The sequence below is a fragment of the Rhodococcus koreensis genome (genome assembly GCF_900105905.1).
GTDB lineage: Bacteria > Actinomycetota > Actinomycetes > Mycobacteriales > Mycobacteriaceae > Rhodococcus_F > Rhodococcus_F koreensis.
This window is the reverse complement of sequence record NZ_FNSV01000005.1, coordinates 2,184,261-2,202,501: the sequence shown is the minus strand read 5'-3', so window position 1 is coordinate 2,202,501 and position 18,241 is coordinate 2,184,261. Positions and strand designations below refer to the sequence as shown.

At 68.3% G+C, this 18,241-nt stretch carries 18 protein-coding genes; 13 read left to right on the top strand and 5 right to left on the bottom strand.

The features are described from left to right. Window position 1: 1 nt before the first annotated feature. The 3 genes from BLV94_RS14925 to BLV94_RS14915 are packed head-to-tail and all read left to right on the top strand — an operon-like array spanning window position 2 to window position 1,979. A complete protein-coding gene (locus BLV94_RS14925) occupies window positions 2-991 on the top strand; it encodes an SDR family NAD(P)-dependent oxidoreductase (protein WP_072940611.1) in 990 nt (329 codons plus the stop codon). A gap of 42 nt (window positions 992-1,033) precedes the next feature. After that, window positions 1,034-1,603, top strand: a complete 570-nt coding sequence (locus BLV94_RS14920; protein WP_072940608.1) for a mismatch-specific DNA-glycosylase — start codon at window positions 1,034-1,036, stop codon at window positions 1,601-1,603. 25 nt (window positions 1,604-1,628) lie between these two features. After that, window positions 1,629-1,979, top strand: coding sequence for a hypothetical protein (locus BLV94_RS14915; protein ID WP_072940606.1), 351 nt, complete (start codon window positions 1,629-1,631; stop codon window positions 1,977-1,979). A gap of 12 nt (window positions 1,980-1,991) precedes the next feature. Here BLV94_RS14915 and BLV94_RS14910 read toward each other — a convergent pair whose 3' ends face one another. Then, complete coding sequence (locus tag BLV94_RS14910) at window positions 1,992-3,386, bottom strand: acyl-CoA dehydrogenase family protein (RefSeq protein WP_072940603.1); 1,395 nt, start codon at window positions 3,384-3,386, stop codon at window positions 1,992-1,994. Window positions 3,387-3,516: 130 nt separating this feature from the next. On the opposite strand from BLV94_RS14910, the gene BLV94_RS14905 reads away from it, so the two are divergent. Next, window positions 3,517-4,326 (top strand): methyltransferase domain-containing protein, encoded by an 810-nt coding sequence (locus BLV94_RS14905; RefSeq protein WP_072940600.1) that lies wholly within the window; start codon window positions 3,517-3,519, stop codon window positions 4,324-4,326. A gap of 55 nt (window positions 4,327-4,381) precedes the next feature. Continuing rightward, entirely contained in the window at window positions 4,382-5,062 is a 681-nt protein-coding gene (locus BLV94_RS14900) for a L,D-transpeptidase family protein (RefSeq protein ID WP_072940596.1), read from the top strand. Window positions 5,063-5,113: 51 nt separating this feature from the next. Here the strand turns inward: BLV94_RS14900 and BLV94_RS14895 are convergent, their stop codons facing one another. Then, window positions 5,114-6,811, bottom strand: a complete 1,698-nt coding sequence (locus BLV94_RS14895; RefSeq protein ID WP_072940593.1) for a fumarate hydratase — start codon at window positions 6,809-6,811, stop codon at window positions 5,114-5,116. Between the two features lie 178 nt (window positions 6,812-6,989). Between BLV94_RS14895 and BLV94_RS14890 the strand changes: the two genes are divergently transcribed. Next, entirely contained in the window at window positions 6,990-7,760 is a 771-nt protein-coding gene (locus BLV94_RS14890; protein WP_072940590.1) for a CPBP family intramembrane glutamic endopeptidase, read from the top strand. A gap of 6 nt (window positions 7,761-7,766) precedes the next feature. Here BLV94_RS14890 and BLV94_RS14885 read toward each other — a convergent pair whose 3' ends face one another. Both BLV94_RS14885 and BLV94_RS49565 read right to left on the bottom strand, forming a co-directional pair. Further along, window positions 7,767-9,008, bottom strand: coding sequence for an esterase/lipase family protein (locus BLV94_RS14885; protein ID WP_072940587.1), 1,242 nt, complete (start codon window positions 9,006-9,008; stop codon window positions 7,767-7,769). A gap of 325 nt (window positions 9,009-9,333) precedes the next feature. Beyond that, window positions 9,334-9,471 (bottom strand): hypothetical protein, encoded by a 138-nt coding sequence (locus BLV94_RS49565; RefSeq protein WP_167372164.1) that lies wholly within the window; start codon window positions 9,469-9,471, stop codon window positions 9,334-9,336. Window positions 9,472-9,773: 302 nt separating this feature from the next. Between BLV94_RS49565 and BLV94_RS14880 the strand changes: the two genes are divergently transcribed. Then, complete coding sequence (locus BLV94_RS14880; RefSeq protein WP_072940585.1) at window positions 9,774-10,292, top strand: OmpA family protein; 519 nt, start codon at window positions 9,774-9,776, stop codon at window positions 10,290-10,292. 9 nt (window positions 10,293-10,301) lie between these two features. Here the strand turns inward: BLV94_RS14880 and BLV94_RS14875 are convergent, their stop codons facing one another. Continuing rightward, window positions 10,302-11,432, bottom strand: coding sequence for an NADH:flavin oxidoreductase (locus BLV94_RS14875; RefSeq protein ID WP_072940583.1), 1,131 nt, complete (start codon window positions 11,430-11,432; stop codon window positions 10,302-10,304). 138 nt (window positions 11,433-11,570) lie between these two features. On the opposite strand from BLV94_RS14875, the gene BLV94_RS14870 reads away from it, so the two are divergent. From BLV94_RS14870 to BLV94_RS14845, 6 genes are all read left to right on the top strand, one after another. Then, window positions 11,571-13,202 (top strand): amidohydrolase, encoded by a 1,632-nt coding sequence (locus tag BLV94_RS14870; protein WP_072940580.1) that lies wholly within the window; start codon window positions 11,571-11,573, stop codon window positions 13,200-13,202. After that, on the top strand, window positions 13,199-14,611 hold the full coding sequence (locus tag BLV94_RS14865; RefSeq protein ID WP_072940578.1) for a chloride channel protein: 1,413 nt from the start codon (window positions 13,199-13,201) through the stop codon (window positions 14,609-14,611). Before BLV94_RS14870 ends, BLV94_RS14865 begins: the two co-directional genes overlap by 4 nt. Before the next feature lie 192 nt (window positions 14,612-14,803). After that, a complete protein-coding gene (locus tag BLV94_RS14860) occupies window positions 14,804-15,703 on the top strand; it encodes a restriction endonuclease (RefSeq protein WP_005253670.1) in 900 nt (299 codons plus the stop codon). A 190-nt stretch (window positions 15,704-15,893) separates the two neighbouring features. Then, on the top strand, window positions 15,894-17,102 hold the full coding sequence (locus tag BLV94_RS14855) for a serine hydrolase domain-containing protein (protein WP_072940575.1): 1,209 nt from the start codon (window positions 15,894-15,896) through the stop codon (window positions 17,100-17,102). A gap of 106 nt (window positions 17,103-17,208) precedes the next feature. Continuing rightward, entirely contained in the window at window positions 17,209-17,631 is a 423-nt protein-coding gene (locus BLV94_RS14850) for an Rv3143 family two-component system response regulator (RefSeq protein ID WP_072940574.1), read from the top strand. Window positions 17,632-17,849: 218 nt separating this feature from the next. Then, complete coding sequence (locus BLV94_RS14845) at window positions 17,850-18,209, top strand: NADH-quinone oxidoreductase subunit A (protein WP_015889709.1); 360 nt, start codon at window positions 17,850-17,852, stop codon at window positions 18,207-18,209. The last annotated feature ends 32 nt before the right edge of the window (window positions 18,210-18,241 follow it).

Genomic DNA, 18,241 nt, shown 5'->3' with positions numbered 1-18,241 from the left:
CTTGCTGGTATTGGTCACGGGGGGAACAGGTTTCGTCGGGGCGTGGAGCGCGAAGGCGGCGGTGGACGCCGGTCACCGGGTGCGCTTCCTCGTGCGGGATCCTGCTCGCCTCGTGACCAGCGCGGCGGCGCTCGGGCTCGACACGTCCGATCACGTGGTCGGTGACATCACGGACGCCGCGTCCGTGCGGCGTGCCCTGGACGGCTGCGATGCCGTCATCCACGCCGCGGCCGTCGTCGCGGTCGACCCGCGTCGCGCGGAGGAGATGCTGCAGACCAACCTTGCCGGCGCGCAGAACGTGCTGGGAACGGCAGTCGAACTCGGCCTCGATCCGATCGTCTACGTCTCGAGCATCGCCGCGTTGTTCCAGCCGGGGGCCCGGCTGCTCACCCCCGACCTCCCGGTGTGCGGGCCCCCCGACGCCTACGGCCGCAGCAAGGCGCGCGTGGAGCAGTACGCGCGTGACCTGCAGGCCGACGGCGCACCCATCGCGATCACCTACCCGGGCATGATCGTCGGCCCGCCCGCGGGAAAGCAGTTCGGCGAGGCCGCCCAGGCAGTCGAGGCCGCCGTCCACCTGCGGGGTCTGCCCGGGCGGGGCGCCGCATGGACGATGGTCGACGTGCGTGAGGTGGCCACAGCGCACGCCGCCCTCCTCCAGTCGGGGAGTGGCGCCCGCCGGTTCATGCTCGGAGGTCCCCGGATCCCGATCGCCGGGATCGCCGACATGCTGGCCACGATCACCGGCAGACGGATGGGCGTGTACCCGGTGCCGGACGCCGCGTTGCGTCTGGTGGGCAGACTCGTGGACGCGATCGACCGGTTCGTCCCCTTCGGCACTCCGATCTCTGAGGCCGCGATGGAGTACTACACGCGGATGCCCGACACGGACGACCGGCCGAGCGAAACCGAACTCGGGGTGAAGTACCGCGATTCGGCGGAGACCCTGGCAGACACCGTCGCCGGGCTGACGGAGGCGGGCCGACTGTGAGTGCGGAGGCGGGCCGGCTGTGAGTGCGGAGGCGGGCCGGCTGTGAGCTTCACCCGCGCGGAGTTGGAGTCGTTCCGGGACGCCGAGGTTCCGGACCTCATCGGACCGGGCTGCCGCCTGCTGTTCGTCGGCATCAACCCGGGACTGTGGACGGCCGCGACCGGGGCGCATTTCGCACGTCCGGGCAACCGCTTCTATCCGGCTCTGCTGGGCGCCGGGATCATCGAGCGACCTATCGATCCGACGGCAGGCATGTCGGACGCGGATCGCGACCACCTGATCGAGCGGGGCGTCGGCATCACCAATCTGGCCCCGCGTGCCACGGCGAAAGCCGACGAACTGACCGGCGAGGAACTGGCCGTCGGCGCCGAGCGCCTGCGCTCCGTCGTCCGCGACACCGCTCCCAGGGTGGTCGCCGTAGCCGGAATCACCGCCTATCGCACGGCATTCGGTGAGCGTGCAGCGAAGAAGGGCAAACAGCCGAGCACCCTCGAGGGTGCAGAGTTGTGGCTGGTGCCCAATCCCAGCGGGCTCAACGCCCACGAAACCGTCGCCACCCTCGCCGCGTCGTACCGGGAGGCGGCGATCGAGGCCGGAATCGTCTCGAGCTGACCGTGCAGGTCGCTAGGCTGCGGAGATGACCGTCGTCTACAACCTCCTCTTCGTCTGCCACCTGCTCGGCATGGCCGCCCTCGTCGGCGGCTATTTCGCGGTGCTCGCAGCGCCGCGGATCTCCGAGGTGATGGTGTGGGGTGCGCGGCTCCAGTTCGTGACGGGACTGATCCTCGTCGGGCTGGGGGAGGCCGCACTGGACAAAGACTACAACCACATCAAGATCGGCGTGAAGCTTCTGCTCTCCCTCGTGGTGGTCGCGCTCGCCGAGATCGTCCGGGGCAAGCAGAAGCGAGGGCAGGAGCGCCCGAACCTCGTGCACGTGGTCGGTGGGCTCGGCATCGTCACCGTGCTCGTGGCGGCCCTCTGGACCTGATCCCGCGCCCGTTCACTTCTTCGGTGGGGCAAGGAACTTCATCGCCAACCGCTGCGCGGACTCGGGCATCCGGTCCTTCACGGACATCGCGAACTCGCCGGCCTTCGTGCGCACCGACGTGCCCCTCCCGAACAGCCGGTTGAACGCGGATCCTTCGGTCGGCTGATCGAAGTGCAGCGGCGGGGCGCCGTCCGCGGCGCCGAGTGCACGCCCGATCACCATCCGCTGAATCTCGCTGGTGCCCTCGAAGATGGTGTACAGCTTGGCGTCCCGATACCACTTCTCGACGGGATGGTCAACGATGTACCCCCACCCGCCCATCGTCTGCAGCGCACGTTCGGTGGTTTTCACCGCCACCTCCGACGCCGCGAGCTTCGCCATCGAGCCCTCGCCGTGACGGAACTCCACGCCTGCCGCCGCCATCCACGACGCCCGCCACGTGAGCAGCCTCGCGGCGTCGATCTGGGTCGCGAGGTCGGCCAGCGGAAACGCGATGCCCTGGTTGTCGATGATCGGACCGCCGAACGCCTCCCTCCGGTTCGCGTACTCGGTGGCGTACTCGAGCGCGGCGCGGGCGATGCCCAGCGCCTGAGCCGCGACCATCGGACGTGTCTGCTCGAACGTGCCGAGGGTGGCCGATTTCCGCCGCGGCGCGCCGGTGGCCACCTCCTCCTGCACCTCACGGGCCTTCCGCATGCGGTGCTGCAGTTTGTCGTCGCCCCCGAGCAGGTGGTCGGCGGGCACCCGCACCCGGTGGAACTTCAGCTCCGCCGTGTGCGACGCACGGCAGCCCAGCTTGTCGAGCTTGCGGACGAGTTCGATCCCCGGGCTTCCGCCGGGAACCACGAACAGGGCCTGCCCCCGATGCCCCAGCTCCGGGTCGACGGTGGCGTTCACGACGTGCACGTCGGCGATGCCGCCGTTGCCGATCCACATCTTGTGGCCCTCGATCACCCAGTCGTCGCCGTCGCGCGTCGCGGTGGTCCGCAGATTGCGGACGTCGCTGCCGCCCTCGGGTTCGGAGATGCACAGTGCGGCGAGTTTCAGGTCGCCGGGCTCGCCGAAGCATTCGGGTGCCCAGCGCAGCATCTGCTCCGGCGTCGCGGCCTGTCCGATCGACGACAGCGCCAGCGCGGGCATCACGATGGCGAGGCCGATTCCGGCGCATCCCCAGAACAGCTCCTCCATGAACAGGGGGAGGGACAGGCCGGTCGGGTCGCCGATCAGGTCGCGATAGAACAGCGGACTGTAGAAGCCCTCTTCCGCGGCCTTCTCGAGGACGTCCCACGGGAACTCCTGCGCGCGGTCGTGCTCGGCGGCCACCGGCCGGATCACGTTCTCCGCGAAAGCGTGCGTCCGCTCGACGAGGTTCTTCTGCGCGGGGGTGAGCGCGAGGCTGAAAGTCATGGCAGTCCCTCGGTTGCCGTGTTGGTGTGCACCAACGTAACACTCACGGTCTTCGAGAACCGTGGATCACAAAATCCTGAGGAGTAGGACAGCAATCCCATTATCTGATCGGAGTTGCTAGCGTCGAGGGATGGACGGCGACGAGACGGTCTACACCCACGGCCACGACGAGTCGGTGCTGCGGAACCATCGATGGCGCACCGCCGAGAACTCCGCCGGCTACCTGCTTCCGCATCTGCGCGGAGGCCTGACGCTGCTCGACGTCGGGTGCGGGCCGGGCACGATCACCGCCGACCTCGCGGGACTCGTCGCGCCCGGAGCAGTCACCGCCGACGAGATGAACGACGAGGCGCTCTCGCTCGCGCGCAACGAGTTCACCGAGCGGGGAATCGCGAACGTCCAGACCGTCGTATCGGATGTCCACGCACTCGACTTCCCCGACGACAGCTTCGACGTCGTGCACGCGCATCAGGTCCTGCAGCACGTCGGCGATCCGGTGCAGGCGCTGCGCGAGATGAAGCGGGTGTGCCGACCCGGCGGAATCGTTGCCGCCCGCGACGCGGACTACGGCACCTTCACGTGGTATCCGCCGACACCCGAACTCGACGAATGGCTGGCGCTCTACAAGGCCGTCGCCCGGGCGAACGGCGGTGAACCCGACGCCGGCCGTCGCCTGCGGGCGTGGGCGCACGAGGCCGGTCTCGGAGACGTCGTGAACACGGCGAGCACGTGGTGTTTCTCCTCCGACGAGGATCGCGAGTGGTGGGGTGGGTCCTGGGCCGACCGCTCGCTGCGGTCGGCCTACGCGGACCGGGCGCTCGCGCTGGGGCTCGCCACCGAGGCAGACCTCGACCGCATCGCGGCCGGCTGGCGTGCGTGGGTGCGGGAGAACGACGGCTGGTTCGCGCTCCTGCACAGCGAGATCCTCTGCCGGGTGTAGTGCACCGCGAAGCGAAATTCTCGCGACCGGCGCCCGGGAATGGAACACTCGCCCCATGACGACGTTGCGCGTGGGTCGACTGTGGTTGCCGGGGCTGATGGTGGTGATTCTGATCGGGCTGGTGTTCGCGCCCGGTGCCTCCGCGGCCCCGGATCGAGCGGTCTTCTCCGGAGACTCGGACCAGGTGATCACCGTCTACGCCCCGTCGGCGGGGTCGGTGAGCGCCGAACTGACCGCCTGGGAGCGGGGCTCGGACGGCACGTGGCAGGTGTTCGCGGGTCCCGTCGCCGCCGACGTCGGCGCGGAAGGAATCGGTGCGGCGAACGAATTCTCCACCCGCACCCCCGCCGGTGTCTTCCCGCTGTCGCAGGCGTTCGGCCGGCAGCCCGCTCCGGCGACGGCGATGCCGTACTTCCAGTCGGATCGGCGTGACTGGTGGGATTCGAATCCGCTCTCGCCGACGTACAACACGCACGTCCGGCAGGACGCGAGCCCCGGCGGTAACAGCGAGAACCTCTACTCGGCCGGACCGCTCTACGACTACGCGCTCGCGATCGGGTACAACGCCGCCCGCATCCCCGGCCTCGGTTCGGCGATGTTCCTGCACGTCACGGACGGCACCACCACCGAAGGGTGCGTCGCCGTCGACCGCGGCACGCTGACGACCCTCCTCGGCCGGCTCGACCCGGCAAAGAATCCGGTGATCGAGATCGCCGTAGGCGCTTCGCACCCGTGAGTGGTTGACGAGTGTCTGGACTCGTCAACCACTCACGGGCGGCGGAGCCGCCTACAGGCCGGGGCGCTTGCCGATGGTGAGGGTGGGGGTGGAGACGCCGGCGAAGAAGTCCTCGCCCTTGTCGTCGACCACGATGAACGCGGGGAAGTCCTCGACCTCGATCTTCCAGACCGCTTCCATGCCGAGCTCTTCGTACTCGACGATCTCGACCTTCTTGATGCAGTCGAGGGCGAGACGCGCCGCGGGACCGCCGATGGACCCCAGGTAGAAGCCGCCGTAGGACTTGCATGCGTCGGTGACCTGCTTGGACCGGTTGCCCTTCGCGAGCATCACCATGGAGCCGCCCGCGGCCTGGAACTGATCCACATAGGAGTCCATTCGACCGGCGGTGGTGGGGCCGAAGGAACCGGACGCCATGCCGTCGGGGGTCTTGGCCGGACCGGCGTAGTACACCGGGTGGTCCTTGAGGTACTGCGGCATCTCCTCGCCGGCGTCGAGCCGTTCCTTGATCTTGGCGTGGGCGATGTCGCGGGCGACGACGAGCGGGCCGGTGAGCGACAGCCGTGTCTTCACCGGGTGCTTGGACAGCTCGGCGAGGATCTCGGGCATCGGCTTGGTGAGGTCGATCTTGACGGCGGCGCCCTTGCCGGTGCCGGAGATGCCGTCGGTCTCGGCATCGAGCTGGGCGTCGGTGACCTCGGGGAGGAACCGGCCCGGGTTGAACTCCAGCTGCTCGAGGAAGACGCCCTCGGGGGTGATCTTCGCTTTGGCCTGGCGGTCCGCCGAGCAGGACACGGCGAGAGCGACGGGCAGCGAAGCGCCGTGGCGGGGGAGGCGGATGACGCGGACGTCGTGGCAGAAGTACTTGCCGCCGAACTGTGCGCCGATGCCGATCTGACGGGTCAGCTCGAGCACCTTCTCCTCGAGTTCGAGGTCGCGGAAGCCGCGACCGGTGATCGCGCCCTCGTTGGGGAGTTCGTCGAGGTAGTGCGCGGACGCGTACTTGGCCGTCTTCAGCGCGAACTCCGCGGACGTGCCGCCGACGACGATCGCGAGGTGGTACGGCGGGCAGGCTGCGGTGCCGAGGGCGCGGATCTTCTCCTCGAGGAACCGCATCATGCCGTCCGGGTTGAGGATCGCCTTGGTCTCCTGGAACAGGTAGGACTTGTTGGCGCTGCCGCCGCCCTTGGCCATGTACAGGAACTTGTACGTGTTCTCGTGGCCGGTCGCCGTGTCGGCGTAGAGCTCGATCTGGGCGGGGAGGTTGCTGCCGGTGTTCTTCTCGTCCCACATCGTGATCGGCGCGTTCTGCGAGTACCGCAGGTTGAGCCGGGTGTAGGCGTCGTAGACGCCGCGCGCGACGGCCTTCTCGTCGTCGCCGGGGGTGAGGACGTGCTGGCCGCGCTTGCCCATGACGATCGCGGTGCCGGTGTCCTGGCACATCGGCAGCACGCCTGCGGCGGAGATGTTGGCGTTCTTCAGCAGGTCGAGCGCCACGAACTTGTCGTTGCCCGACGCCTCGGGATCATCGAGGATGCTCGCGAGCTGCGTCAGATGGTCGCTGCGCAGGTAGTGCGAGATGTCGTGGAGTGCGGTCTCGGTGAGCAGGCGCAGCGCCTCGGGCTCGACGGACAGGAAGGTGCGGCCGCCGGGTCCTTCGACAGTCGACACCCCCTCGGTGGTCAGCAGCCGATATTCGGTGGGGTCCTCACCGATCGGCAGCAAGTCCTCGTAGAGGAAGTCGGCCATTCTATCTCCTGGACAGCTGGTTGTGTGAAGTTCGTCTTCAGGCTAGACGCGGGCTCCGGCGGCCCTGTGACGCGGGGGCATGCTTTCACCTGCACAGTGGCGTGGCTCACAGAGTTCTCACAAGTAAATCCGTACACTTGACTGGATGCTTGAACACGGAACGAGATCGGCCGGCCGAATGACCCTTGCAGTCCAGGACGCCGGAGCCGCCGACGACGAGACGTCCGGTGCACGTGCCAAGCGGCCCGTACTGCACGCCTACCTCGACATCGCGATCGTGGTGGTCGTCCTCGCGGCCACGAATCTGATCGCGCACTTCACCACCGCGTGGGCCAGCATCGCGACCGTTCCCATCGCCGCCGTCGTGCTGCTCGTGCTCACCCGGCGCCGCGGACTCGGCTGGGCAGAACTGGGGCTCTCGCCTCGGCACTGGCGCAAGGGGTCGCTGTACGCCCTCGCGGCGATGGGCCTCGTGATCGGCGTCGTCGCGATCGGTGCCGCCCTGCCGATCACCCGGCCGTTCTTCATGGCCGACCGGTACGCCACGATCTCCGGCGCCCTGATCGCGTCGATGATCGTCATCCCGCTGCAGACCGTCATCCCCGAGGAGCTCGCGTTCCGCGGCGTGCTGCACGGCACCCTCGACCGCGTGTACGGCGCCCGCGGCGTCTTCGCGGCGGGATCGCTGATGTTCGGTCTCTGGCACATCGCGTCCTCGCTGGGACTGACGTCGGGCAACAAGGGATTGTCGAGCTTTCTCGGCGGCGGCGTCCTCGGGCAGGTGCTCGGGATCCTCGCCGCGGTGGTCGCCACCGCGGCCGCGGGCATCGTGTTCACCTGGCTCCGCCGCCGCAGCGGCAGTCTGATCGCGCCCATCGCGCTGCACTGGTCGTTGAACGGCGCGGGTGCGCTCGCGGCCGCCGTCGTGTGGCACACGACCATGGCCTGAGCAGGGTCAGGTCTCCGGGGCGCCAAGCCACTCGAGCAGCTTCTCGTACACCGACTCGTGGTTGAGCATCGTGAAATGATTCGCGGGTGCGAGGTGCATGCCGTCCTCGTCGCGGAAGCCGATCATCCGCGTCCGGTTCCGGCCGGACGCGCTCGGCACGAGCACCATGCCGTCGCCGAGCAGGCGGCCCAGCGGATGCCGCGGGCTGCGGGTGATGGTCGCGGAGACGAAGCAGTACGTCACGCCGTCGAGGAGGGGGACCTCGCTGGTGGCCGCGGCACGGAGGGCGTCCGGGTCGCGACCGCGCCAGTCCTCGTCGACGAGCGAACCCTGATTCAGATCCCGGATGCCGGCGCTCCTCCGGCGCAGGAGTCCGGAGATCGCCCGCGTCTCGGGCAGTGCGGCCAGACCGGCGCTCGCAAAGTGGACAGCCTGCTCCAGCGGGGCGCCGAGGTGAGGTGAGCCGAGGCTCACGACCTGCCGCACCCGCCGCACCCACGGGCGGTCGTCGAGGAAGGCGATTCGACAGGCGCTGCGGGCGACGAGGCCGCCCATGGAATGCCCCACGAGTGCGATCGACTCGACGTCCACCGGCCAGTGCTCGGTGACCGCGTCCAGAAGGTCGGACAGGCTCCTGCCGTTGTCGGAGATGTGCCGGCCGGAGTTGTAGCGGATCTGCAGCGCCGTGTATCCCAGGTCGGTCTCGAGTCGTTCACCGTAGGTCGGGCGGCCGCCCAGCGACCACGCGTCCTCGGTCTCGACGAGTCCGTGCAGGAAGACGACGATGCGGCCGCGGGCGTGGGGGAAGGCATCGGCGAGCGTGGACTCGGCCGCCGTGAGTGCGACGCCGCCTACCCGTATCGCCAGGGGTTCGGCGAGCACGGACCCCTCCGATTCCAGTACGTCGCCGATCAGCCCCTGGATCGCGGCGATGGCCCGGGCTCCGCGGCGCGTCTGGGACGGCGGGACGTTCTCCGCCGACGGGAAGTCGAGGAACTGTCCCGCGAGGGAACCCCCGAGTCGGGCGGTGTCGGCGACGAGCGCATACACGGCGGCGGTGATCTCGTCGTGGAGCGCCTTTGCGGGGACGGCATGGGTGCCGACGCCGAGCCGTACTCCGGCGAAGACCCGGTCCGAGACGGCGCGGTGGATGCTGCCGAGGCCGCCGGCGGCGGCCCCGATTTCGTCGAGGGCCAGCCGGGCGAGTGCCCGCACCTCGGAGCGGCGTCTGATCTGCGGGTCGGTCACGAGATTTGAGTGTACAGATGTGCACTGAGATGTGCGCGTGCTGCGAAACCGCCGAAATGTGCAGCGCGCGCGATTATTTCGCGAATAAACCAACGGTGAAACGGAAACGTTGATCGTGAGAATGGCGAATCAATTGGTCGACCGACCAATTCCGGGGAAAATGCTGGTGACGCGGATAATGAACATGTTCACGTCGCGAATTATTCATCGTAATAGATACGTGATCGACACGATCGTGACGCTGCCGGCAACGCCGCGACGGGGCCCGCGCGCCTGAGCGCACGAACCCCGTCGCGGGTGTTCAAGTCTTGTGCCAGCGGAAATGCTAGCCAAGCGTGGCTGCGGCCGCCGTTGCGGCGTCTGCGCCACCGCCCAATGCGTCGGCGGAACCCGAGAAGAAGTCCAGGGCACCGGCGAGGTCGGAGAAGGCGGAGAAGAATTCGGACAGGAAGGCGAGATCCATGCGTGTAACTCCTTGCTCGGTTGTGGGCATTTATGTTGGCGCTGAGCGGGCGCCGGATTCATTTCTACCGTTATTGAAATGAGATCGCAATCCGTGGAATTAACCGAATTGAAACGGAAGGCGAATCAACGGTTTTTGGGCAGGTGAGAAGCCTGTGTCCGGATTCACATCCGTCCGAGAAATCTCACGATGTGGGAGCCTGGGCCGTGTTCGAATCCCACCTTCGAGGGTGCGGGCGGGGCTATCCTCGTCCCACGACGTGTAGCGCTTTCCGGACATACGGACGTATAGGGGAAACCATCATGCGCAAGACCATCGTCACCGGCATCGCGGTCGCGGCCCTCGCGCTGCTCGGCGTGGCCGGCTGTTCCAACGACTCGAACGAGGCTCCGATCGCGACCACGACGACGGCCTCCGCGTCCGATCGGGTGGAAGGCGCGATCAGCAGTGTGCAGGCCACGGCGTCGTCCGCCGTGAACACCGCGCGCGAGGCCACCCAGAACGCGATCAACTCGGCCATCGCGGCGGTCCCGATCGGATTCGAGTCGGGAACCGCCGAACTCAACGCCCTCTCGGACGTGACCGTCAAGGCGGTGGCCGCCGCGATGAAGGCGGGCGACGCCAAGATCGCGATCGAGGCGTACGCCAGCAACACGGACGAGGCGGCCGCCGAACTCCTCGCCGACCAGCGCGCTCAGGCCGTCGCGAACGCCCTCGAGGCGCAGGGGGTCGACAAGAGCCGCATCTCGACCGAGGGCACCGCGAACCCACCCGAAGGCGTGAACGTCGATCAGGTGGAGATCACCGTCGAGGACAGCTGACCGGCGCGGTCAGTGCAGGACCGCCCGGTGCTCGTTGCTGTACGGGATGTGCTCGGCGGTCCTGCCGTCGCGGAGTTTGAGCACCCACTCCGGATCGGACAGCAGTGCGCGGCCGACGGCCACGAGATCGAACTCGCCGTTCTCGTACTGCCGGAGCAGGCGGTCGACACCGGCGGTGTTCGAGGCGCCGTCCGACGTGAAGGCCGTCGTGAACACGTCGTCGAGACCCACCGAACCGACCGTGATCGTGGGCAGTCCCGTCAGCCGCTTGGTCCATCCGGCCAGGCCGAGTTCCCCGTCCTCACCGGACAGCTCGGCGAAGGCCGGGTCCCAGTGCCTGCGGGTGGACGGGTGCAGCACGTCGACACCGGCGGCGACGAGGGGCGTCAGCACGGCCGCGAGTTCGTCGGGGGTCTGCGCGATGCGCGAATCGTAGTGGTTCGACTTCCACTGGGAGAAGCGGTAGACGATCGCGAAGTCGTCCCCGACGGCCTCGCGGATCGCTGCGACCACCTCGACCGGGAACCGGGTGCGGGCCTCGAGAGATCCGCCGTAACCGTCGGAGCGGACGTTCGTGCGGTCCCACAGGAACTGGTCGAGCAGATAGCCGTGGGCGCCGTGCAGTTCGATGCCGTCGAAGCCCACGTCACGCGCGTTGACGGCGGCCGCCACCCAGGCCTCGCGCAGCGCGTCGAGATCGGACCCGGTGAATTCGCGTCCCAGCCGGGTTCCGTCCAGCGCGATTCCGGACGGGCTGGCCGTCGTCACCTCGGGGTTCATACGCGGCTGCGGGCCGCGTTCGACGCCCAGATGCCACAGCTGCGGGATGATCTGCCCGCCCTCCTCGTGGACCGCGTCCACCACGGACTTCCAGCCCGCGAGGCTGTCCTGTCCGTAGAGGAGCGGCACCCGGGTGTGGGATCCGGCTACGGGGTCCGGAATGTACGTCCCCTCGGTGATGACGAGACCGACCCCGCCCGCCGCACGCCGGCGGTAGTACGCCGCCACGTCCTCCCCGGGAATGCCGTCAGGGGAGAAAGCCCTGGTCATGGGTGCCATCGCGAAGCGATTCCGGGGCTGGAGGGATTTGACGGCGAACGGCTCGAAGAGGCCGTCCACGGGCAGAGGTGTTTCGGTCATGCCTGTCTGTAACCGATCGCGGTTACGCACTATTCCTGCATATGACCTGCTGCGTAGTTGTAATCTGAAGTCACAGTCGACACTCGCTGCCGGCGCATGGGCACTCGCCCGCGCCCGGTCTGACGGGAGGGTGCACTGATGGGCACGAACGACGGAAAACCTGCCGATCTGGTGCTGTTCGGTGACGTGGTCACCATGAACGACGCCGCGCCACGCGCTCGGGCGGTCGCGGTGCGGGACGGGCGGATCGCCGCCGTCGGCAACGACGCCGCGGTGTTTCCGCTGATCGGACCGGCAACGATCGCGGTCGACGTGCACCGCGCCTGCATCCTCCCCGGGTTCGTCGAGGCGCACGGTCACCCGCTGAACTCGGCGGTGCTGCTCGGCGAACCGGTGGTGGACATCAGGCCGGTGACCATCGCCGACGCGGGCGAGGTGGTCGACGCCGTCCGCCGCGCCGTCGACGAGCACCCCGACGGCGCCGTGCTCAACGGCTGGGACCCTCTGCTCCAGAAGGGGCTGCCGGAACCGTCCCGGGAATGGCTCAATTCCGTCGCTCCCGACACCTCCCTGGTGATCCTGCACAACACCGGTCACGTCGCGTATTTCAACGACGTCGCCGCCCGGGAAGCCGGATTGTCCAAGAAGACACCGGACCCGGAGGGCGGCAGCTTCGGTCGCGACAAGTCGGGCGACCTGAACGGTTCGGCGTTCGAGGCGCCCGCGGTGATGGCGGTGGCAGCCTCGATCCTCGACGGTGCGTCCACCCGGCTGCCGGAACTCCTCGCCGCGGAATGCGCGCGGATGAACGCGGCAGGCATCACCACCGCGAGCGAGATGGCATTCGACCCACGCTTCCGGAGCGCCCTGACCGCGATCGCCCGGTCCGGTGCTCTCACCACCCGGCTGCGGCTGTACGAGATGTCGAACCCGGAGCGCTCCACGGACGTGTCACCCGGAGTGGGCGACGACCTGCTGCGCCAGGTGGGTATCAAGATCTGGTCGGACGGCTCGCCGTGGGTGGGCAACGCGGCCACGAGTTTCCCGTATCTCGACACCGACGTCACCCGGTCGCTCGGCCTCGCCGGATCGCGCGGCAAGGCCAATTACACCGCGGACGAGATACTCGAGATCAGCAAGCCGTACTTCGAGAACGGCTGGCAGATCTCCTGCCACGCCAACGGTGACGCCGCGGTCACCCTGGCCCTCGACGCGTGGGAGCGGATGCTCGCCGAGTCGCCGCGCGACGATCACCGACTGCGACTCGAGCACGTGGGGGCGATGACCCCGGAGCAGTTCCGCCGTGCGACCGAACTCGGCGTCACGTGCAGCCTTTTCGTCGACCACCTCTACTACTGGGGCGACGTGCTCGTCGACGACCTGTTCGGTCCCGAACGCGGAGCATGTTGGGCCGCTGCAGCTTCCGCGATCGCGGCGGGTCAGCGGATCTCGTTCCACAACGACGGTCCCGTGACCCCGACCAACCCGTTGCGCAACATCGCCGACGCCGTCACCCGCCGCACCCGGTCGGGACGGGTGCTCGCCCCCGAGGAGCGGATCTCGGTCCCGGACGCCTTGCGTGCGGAGACGATCAACTCGGCGTGGCACCTCCGGAGCGAGGACGCGATCGGGGCGATCGTCCCCGGGCTGCACGCCGATCTCGTCGTGCTGTCGGCCAACCCGCTTCTGGTGGATCCCGACGACATCGCGGACCTCGAAGTGCTCGCCACGATCCTGGAGGGTCGAACGGTCTTCGGAAAGCTGGAGTGATCCGGGTGGCGTCCTGGTCGCGGGCTCTGCGGTCGATCGGGGCGCCGGCCGGAGCCTGGATCCGCACCGCGGGCTACACCCGCAAATGGCTGGTCCTCGGTGTCGTCATCGGCATCGTCGCCGGGCTCGGCGCGGTCGTGTTCTACGTCGCGCTGTCGGAGGCGACGCAACTGCTGATCGTCGACATCGGCGGGTACCACCCGCCGACCGCGGCCGGTGACGGCGGCGCGGGCGGCAGCAGGGAGTTCACCAGACCGTGGGCGATTCCGCTCGTGGTGTGCCTGGGCGGTCTCGTGTCGGGCATCCTCGTGTTCACCCTGGCCCCCGAGGCCGAGGGGCACGGCACCGACGCGGCGATCGAGGCCGTGCACCGGGACCCCCGCATGATCCGCGTCCGCGTCGTGCTGGTGAAGCTGGTCGCGTCGGCGATCACGATCGGGTCCGGCGGGTCCGGCGGTCGAGAGGGGCCGACCGCGCAGATCTCGGCGGGTTTCGGATCGCTCCTCGCCCGCAGGCTGGACCTGTCCCCGCGGGACGGCCGCATCGCCGTGGCGATCGGCATCGGCTCCGGCATCGGCGCCATCTTCGGCGCCCCGCTCGGCGGTGCGGTGCTGTGCTGCACCATCCCGTACAAGGAGGACTTCGATTTCGAGGTGCTCGTGCCTGCGCTGGTCACGTCGATCGTCAGCTACACCGTGTTCGGCAGCTTCCTCGGCTTCGGGCCGCTGTTCGGGTACGCCGCCCAGGACTACGTCTTCGACACCCCGGCCCAGTTGGTGTGGTTCGCGCTCATCGGTGTGCTCGGCGGCCTCATCGGATTGCTGTACAGCGGGACGTTCTACACCGCCGTCGACCTCACCCACCGCCTGCCGGGCAGCCGGATCGTCAAGCCGGCGGTCGGCGGGCTGCTCGTCGGACTGATGGCGCTGGTGCTGCCGGAGGTGCTGGGCAGCGGATACGGCTGGATCCAGCAATCGATGGCCCGCGACGACCTCGCGGCCATCCCGCTGTGGGTGGTGCTGTTGTTGCCGTTCGCGAAGATCCTCGCGACGTCGCTGTCCATCGGATCTGGCGGATCGGGCGGCATCTTCGGTCCGGGCATGGTGATCGGGGCGTTCACCGGCGCCGCGGTGTGGCGACTGCTGGAGCCGATCGCCCCGGGCGTCCCCGACAATCCGGCGCCCTTCGTCATCGTCGGCATGATGGCGTGTTTCGGGAGCATCGCCCGCGCGCCGCTCGCGGTGATGCTGATGGTCGCGGAGATGACGGGAAGCATCGGCGTGCTCGTGCCGGGGATGATCGCGGTCGGACTCGCCTACCTCATCGTGCGCCGATCGGGGAAGACGATCTACCGGGCGCAGCTCGAGAACCGGGCGGAGGCTCGGCTTGCCCAGGGTTCGCCGGGGTGATCGGGTCGGAGTCCGTGTGCGGAGTGCCCGGAGGATCCGGGTCCGTGTGCGAAGTGCCCGGAGGATCCGGGTCCGTGTGCGGAGTGCCCGGAGGATCCGGGTCCGTGTGCGGAGTGCCCGGAGGATCCGGGTCCGTGTGCGGAGTGCCCGGAGGATCCGGGTCCGTGTGCAGAGTGCGCGGAGGATTCGGGCATGCTTGTGGCCATGACTGTTCACGTTCCTCAGTACGTCGACCTCCTCTGGCCAGCGCTTCAGGCTGCCATTGCTCTCGGTGGTTCGGCGTCCAACGAGGAGCTCGACAGCGCAGTCGTTGAGCGAGAAGGTCTTTCGTCCGACGTGCAGGGCGTGCTGCACGGTGACGGTCCGAGCACCGAGATCGAGTACCGGCTCGCGTGGGCCCGCACCTACCTCAAGGGGATGGGTCTGCTCACCAACAGCCGTCGCGGGGTGTGGAGTGTGACGGAGAAGGGCCGCGAGGTCGCCGAGAGCGAGATCCGCCCGTTGCACGCCGAGTTCTCCGCCGAGAACCGCAAGAAGAATGCCGCCCGCAAATCGGCGAAGGCCGCATCCCGGAGGAACGACGAACCGGACGCCAACATCGCCGAGGCCGAGAACGACGCGGACTGGAAGGACCTGCTGCTCGACACGGTACTGAAGATGTCGCCGCCTGCGTTCGAGCGGCTGACCCAGCGGTTGCTGCGGGAGGCCGGATTCTCGAGCGCGTCCGTCACCGGTCGCGGCGGCGACGGCGACATCGAGGGCCTCGGCGTGTACCAGTTGTCGTTGCTCAGTTTCCCCGTGTTCTTCCAGTGCAAGCGCTACAGCGGCAGTGTCGGCGCCGGGGCGGTGCGCGATTTCCGTGGCGCGATGGCGGGTCGCGGCGAGAAGGGTCTGCTCATCACGACCGGAACCTTCACCGGTGACGCCCGCACGGAGTCCAAGAGGGACGGTGCCCCGCCCATCGACCTCATCGACGGCGACCGGCTGTGCGACCTGTTGAAGGAGCATTCACTGGGGGTGCAGACCACGACGCGTCTCGTCGAGGACGTCGAGGTCAGGTCCGATTACTTCCACTCGCTCGAGCCGAAATGATCATGGTCGGGTCACCTCTCCGGATCATGGTCGGGTCACCTCTCCGGGCCCCGGACACTCTTTCCCGTTGCGGTATGGCCACGAAGCGATCACGCAGGCTCTGAAGCGGTGCCGGCGGCGTTCTCCCGTGTGTAAAGAGGAAGTTAAATGCACATGTCACTGACGTGAAGAGCGACCGAGGGAAGTCGACATGACGACCACATCGCCGTGGCCGTTGAGGCGCCGCACCGTACGGCCACCGGCGGGGATGCTGGCGGACCGGCGATTCGGGGTGCTCGTCGACCAGTTCTTCCGGCTCTTCCACGACGTCGGCCAGGGCGGCGGTGCGCTGGCCGTCTACCTCCACGGTGAGCCGGTCGTCGATGTGTGGGCCGGGTGGGCGAGCCGCGACACGTTCTGGCAGGAGGACACGGTCACCCTCACGTTCTCCACGGGCAAGGGCGTCGCGTCGACCGTGCTGCACCGTCTCGCGGGACGCGGGATCATCGACTACGACGCCCCGGTGGCGCAGTACTGGCCCGAGTTCGCCACCGCGGGCAAGGACGAGATCACGGTGCGCGAACTGCTGTCGCACCGCGCCGGACTGCACCGCGTTCGCGGACTCGTTCCGGGCCCCCTGAGTCTGATGGACCATGGCCTGGTCAGTGCCGCCCTGGCCGCGGCGACCCCGGATCGGCGGCGGCTGAAGACCCCCGGCTATCACGCCGTGACATTCGGCTCGCTGGTCGCCGAACTGACGTCCCGTGCGGCCGGAACACCGTTCACCGAACTGGTGCGCACGGAGGTCGCCGAACCGCTCGGGGTGAAGGAATTCTGGTACGAGGTGCCGCCCGCCGAGCGGTCCCGCATCGCGAGGACCTTCCCGCACATCAACCCGTTCGGTGTTCCGTGGGGTGCGACGTCGTTCGCGATGGCGCGGCTGCCCGGTCTCCGCAACGTCGCCGACGCCGGCATGCCCGCCGGTTTCGACGCCCTCGTCCGCAACCCTGCGATCCACGACAGCGTGATGCCGGGATGGAACGGCGTGTTCAGTGCCCGCGCCCTGGCGCGCATGTACGGGGCGCTGGCCAACGGCGGAACCGTCGGCGGTGTCGAATTCCTCCCGCCGGAGGTCGTGGCGCAGCTGAGCCAGGTGCAGACCACGGCCCGCGACTACGTACTGGGCATACCGATGAACTGGCGGCTCGGCTACCACGCGGGAATGGTCGCGCGCCGCAAGCAGCCGTCGAATACGTTCGGGCACTACGGGTTGGGTGGGTCTGGCGCGTTCGCCGACGCCGACACGGGTCTGTCGATCGCCTTCGTCACCAACCGGCTCGGCAACATGCTGACCCCCATCGCGGATCTCCGCCTGCCGAAGCTCGGTTCCACGGCGCTCGCCATCGCGGAGAGACTGTAGCCGGGCAGCTGCGGCCGCCGGCCAAACCAATTCGATTTCGACGCGCCGTTTTTCGATCGACGCGAGCCGCCGCTCTGGAAGGCGGGGGACCGGTAGCATCGTCTCCGTGACCGACGCGACCGCCCACACCAGCCGTTCTGATCGGTTGCGTGTCCTCGTCTACAGCGACGACGCGAGCACCCGCCAGAAGGTCGTGCTGGCGTTGGGGAAGCGTCCGCACCCCGACCTTCCGGAGCTGGAGTACGTCGAGGTGGCGACGGCGCCCGTGGTGATCCGGGAGATGGATGCCGGCGGCATCGACCTGGCCGTCCTGGACGGCGAGGCGGTGCCCGCGGGCGGGATGGGGATCGCCAAGCAGTTGAAGGACGAGATCGACGAGTGCCCGCCGATCCTGGTCCTGACCGGACGTCCCGACGACGCCTGGCTGGCCAGCTGGTCGCGCGCGGAGGCCGCGGTGCCGCACCCGCTCGACCCGATCCGGTTGTCCGAAGCGGTCATAGCGCTGCTCCGCACCCGACTCTCTGCTTAGGGTCTCCTGACTTCCGATTCCGCCGTCCGAAGGCGCATCGAGCGCCTGTCCCGCAGCGGTTTTCCGCATTTCCAGATCGCCTTGAACTCGCTCGGTCAAATCGGCCGGGCCCGACGACTTCCCTTGTACGCTGTGGCATAACTCACAAGAGCGTAGCTTCGGAAACGACCGCCCGGGAATCGGGCGGACAGGCTCGGGAAGAGGGGAGCTGAGACGGCGTGAATGTCTACGTGCCGATCCTCGTGCTCGGGGCGATTGCGGTCGCGTTCGCGGTGTTCTCCGTGATCGTGGCGAGGATCGTCGGTCCGAGACGCTACAACCGTGCCAAGCTCGACGCCTACGAGTGCGGGATCGAGCCGACGTCCTCGCCGCTGGGCGCGGGCCGCATCCCGGTGAAGTACTACCTGACGGCCATGCTGTTCATCATCTTCGACATCGAGATCGTGTTCCTCTATCCGTGGGCTGTTCATTTCGACGCCCTCGGCTTCTTCGGTCTCGGGGCCATGGCCCTGTTCATCTTCAATGTCTCCGTCGCCTACGCGTACGAGTGGCGGCGTGGCGGTCTCAGTTGGGACTGATCGGTCCCGTCGGCGATCGAAAAGCTAAGTCG

Bases quoted from the DNA above. Each gene is read 5' to 3' on its own strand.
- BLV94_RS14915 (WP_072940606.1), top strand. From the start codon at position 1,629: ATGACCGTCGTCTACAACCTCCTCTTCGTCTGCCACCTGCTCGGCATG.
- BLV94_RS14910 (WP_072940603.1), bottom strand. From the start codon at position 3,386: ATGACTTTCAGCCTCGCGCTCACCCCCGCGCAGAAGAACCTCGTCGAG.
- BLV94_RS14905 (WP_072940600.1), top strand. From the start codon at position 3,517: ATGGACGGCGACGAGACGGTCTACACCCACGGCCACGACGAGTCGGTG.
- BLV94_RS14900 (WP_072940596.1), top strand. From the start codon at position 4,382: ATGACGACGTTGCGCGTGGGTCGACTGTGGTTGCCGGGGCTGATGGTG.
- BLV94_RS14895 (WP_072940593.1), bottom strand. From the start codon at position 6,811: ATGGCCGACTTCCTCTACGAGGACTTGCTGCCGATCGGTGAGGACCCC.
- BLV94_RS14890 (WP_072940590.1), top strand. From the start codon at position 6,990: ATGACCCTTGCAGTCCAGGACGCCGGAGCCGCCGACGACGAGACGTCC.
- BLV94_RS49565 (WP_167372164.1), bottom strand. From the start codon at position 9,471: ATGGATCTCGCCTTCCTGTCCGAATTCTTCTCCGCCTTCTCCGACCTC.
- BLV94_RS14880 (WP_072940585.1), top strand. From the start codon at position 9,774: ATGCGCAAGACCATCGTCACCGGCATCGCGGTCGCGGCCCTCGCGCTG.
- BLV94_RS14875 (WP_072940583.1), bottom strand. From the start codon at position 11,432: ATGACCGAAACACCTCTGCCCGTGGACGGCCTCTTCGAGCCGTTCGCC.
- BLV94_RS14870 (WP_072940580.1), top strand. From the start codon at position 11,571: ATGGGCACGAACGACGGAAAACCTGCCGATCTGGTGCTGTTCGGTGAC.
- BLV94_RS14860 (WP_005253670.1), top strand. From the start codon at position 14,804: ATGCTTGTGGCCATGACTGTTCACGTTCCTCAGTACGTCGACCTCCTC.
- BLV94_RS14855 (WP_072940575.1), top strand. From the start codon at position 15,894: ATGACGACCACATCGCCGTGGCCGTTGAGGCGCCGCACCGTACGGCCA.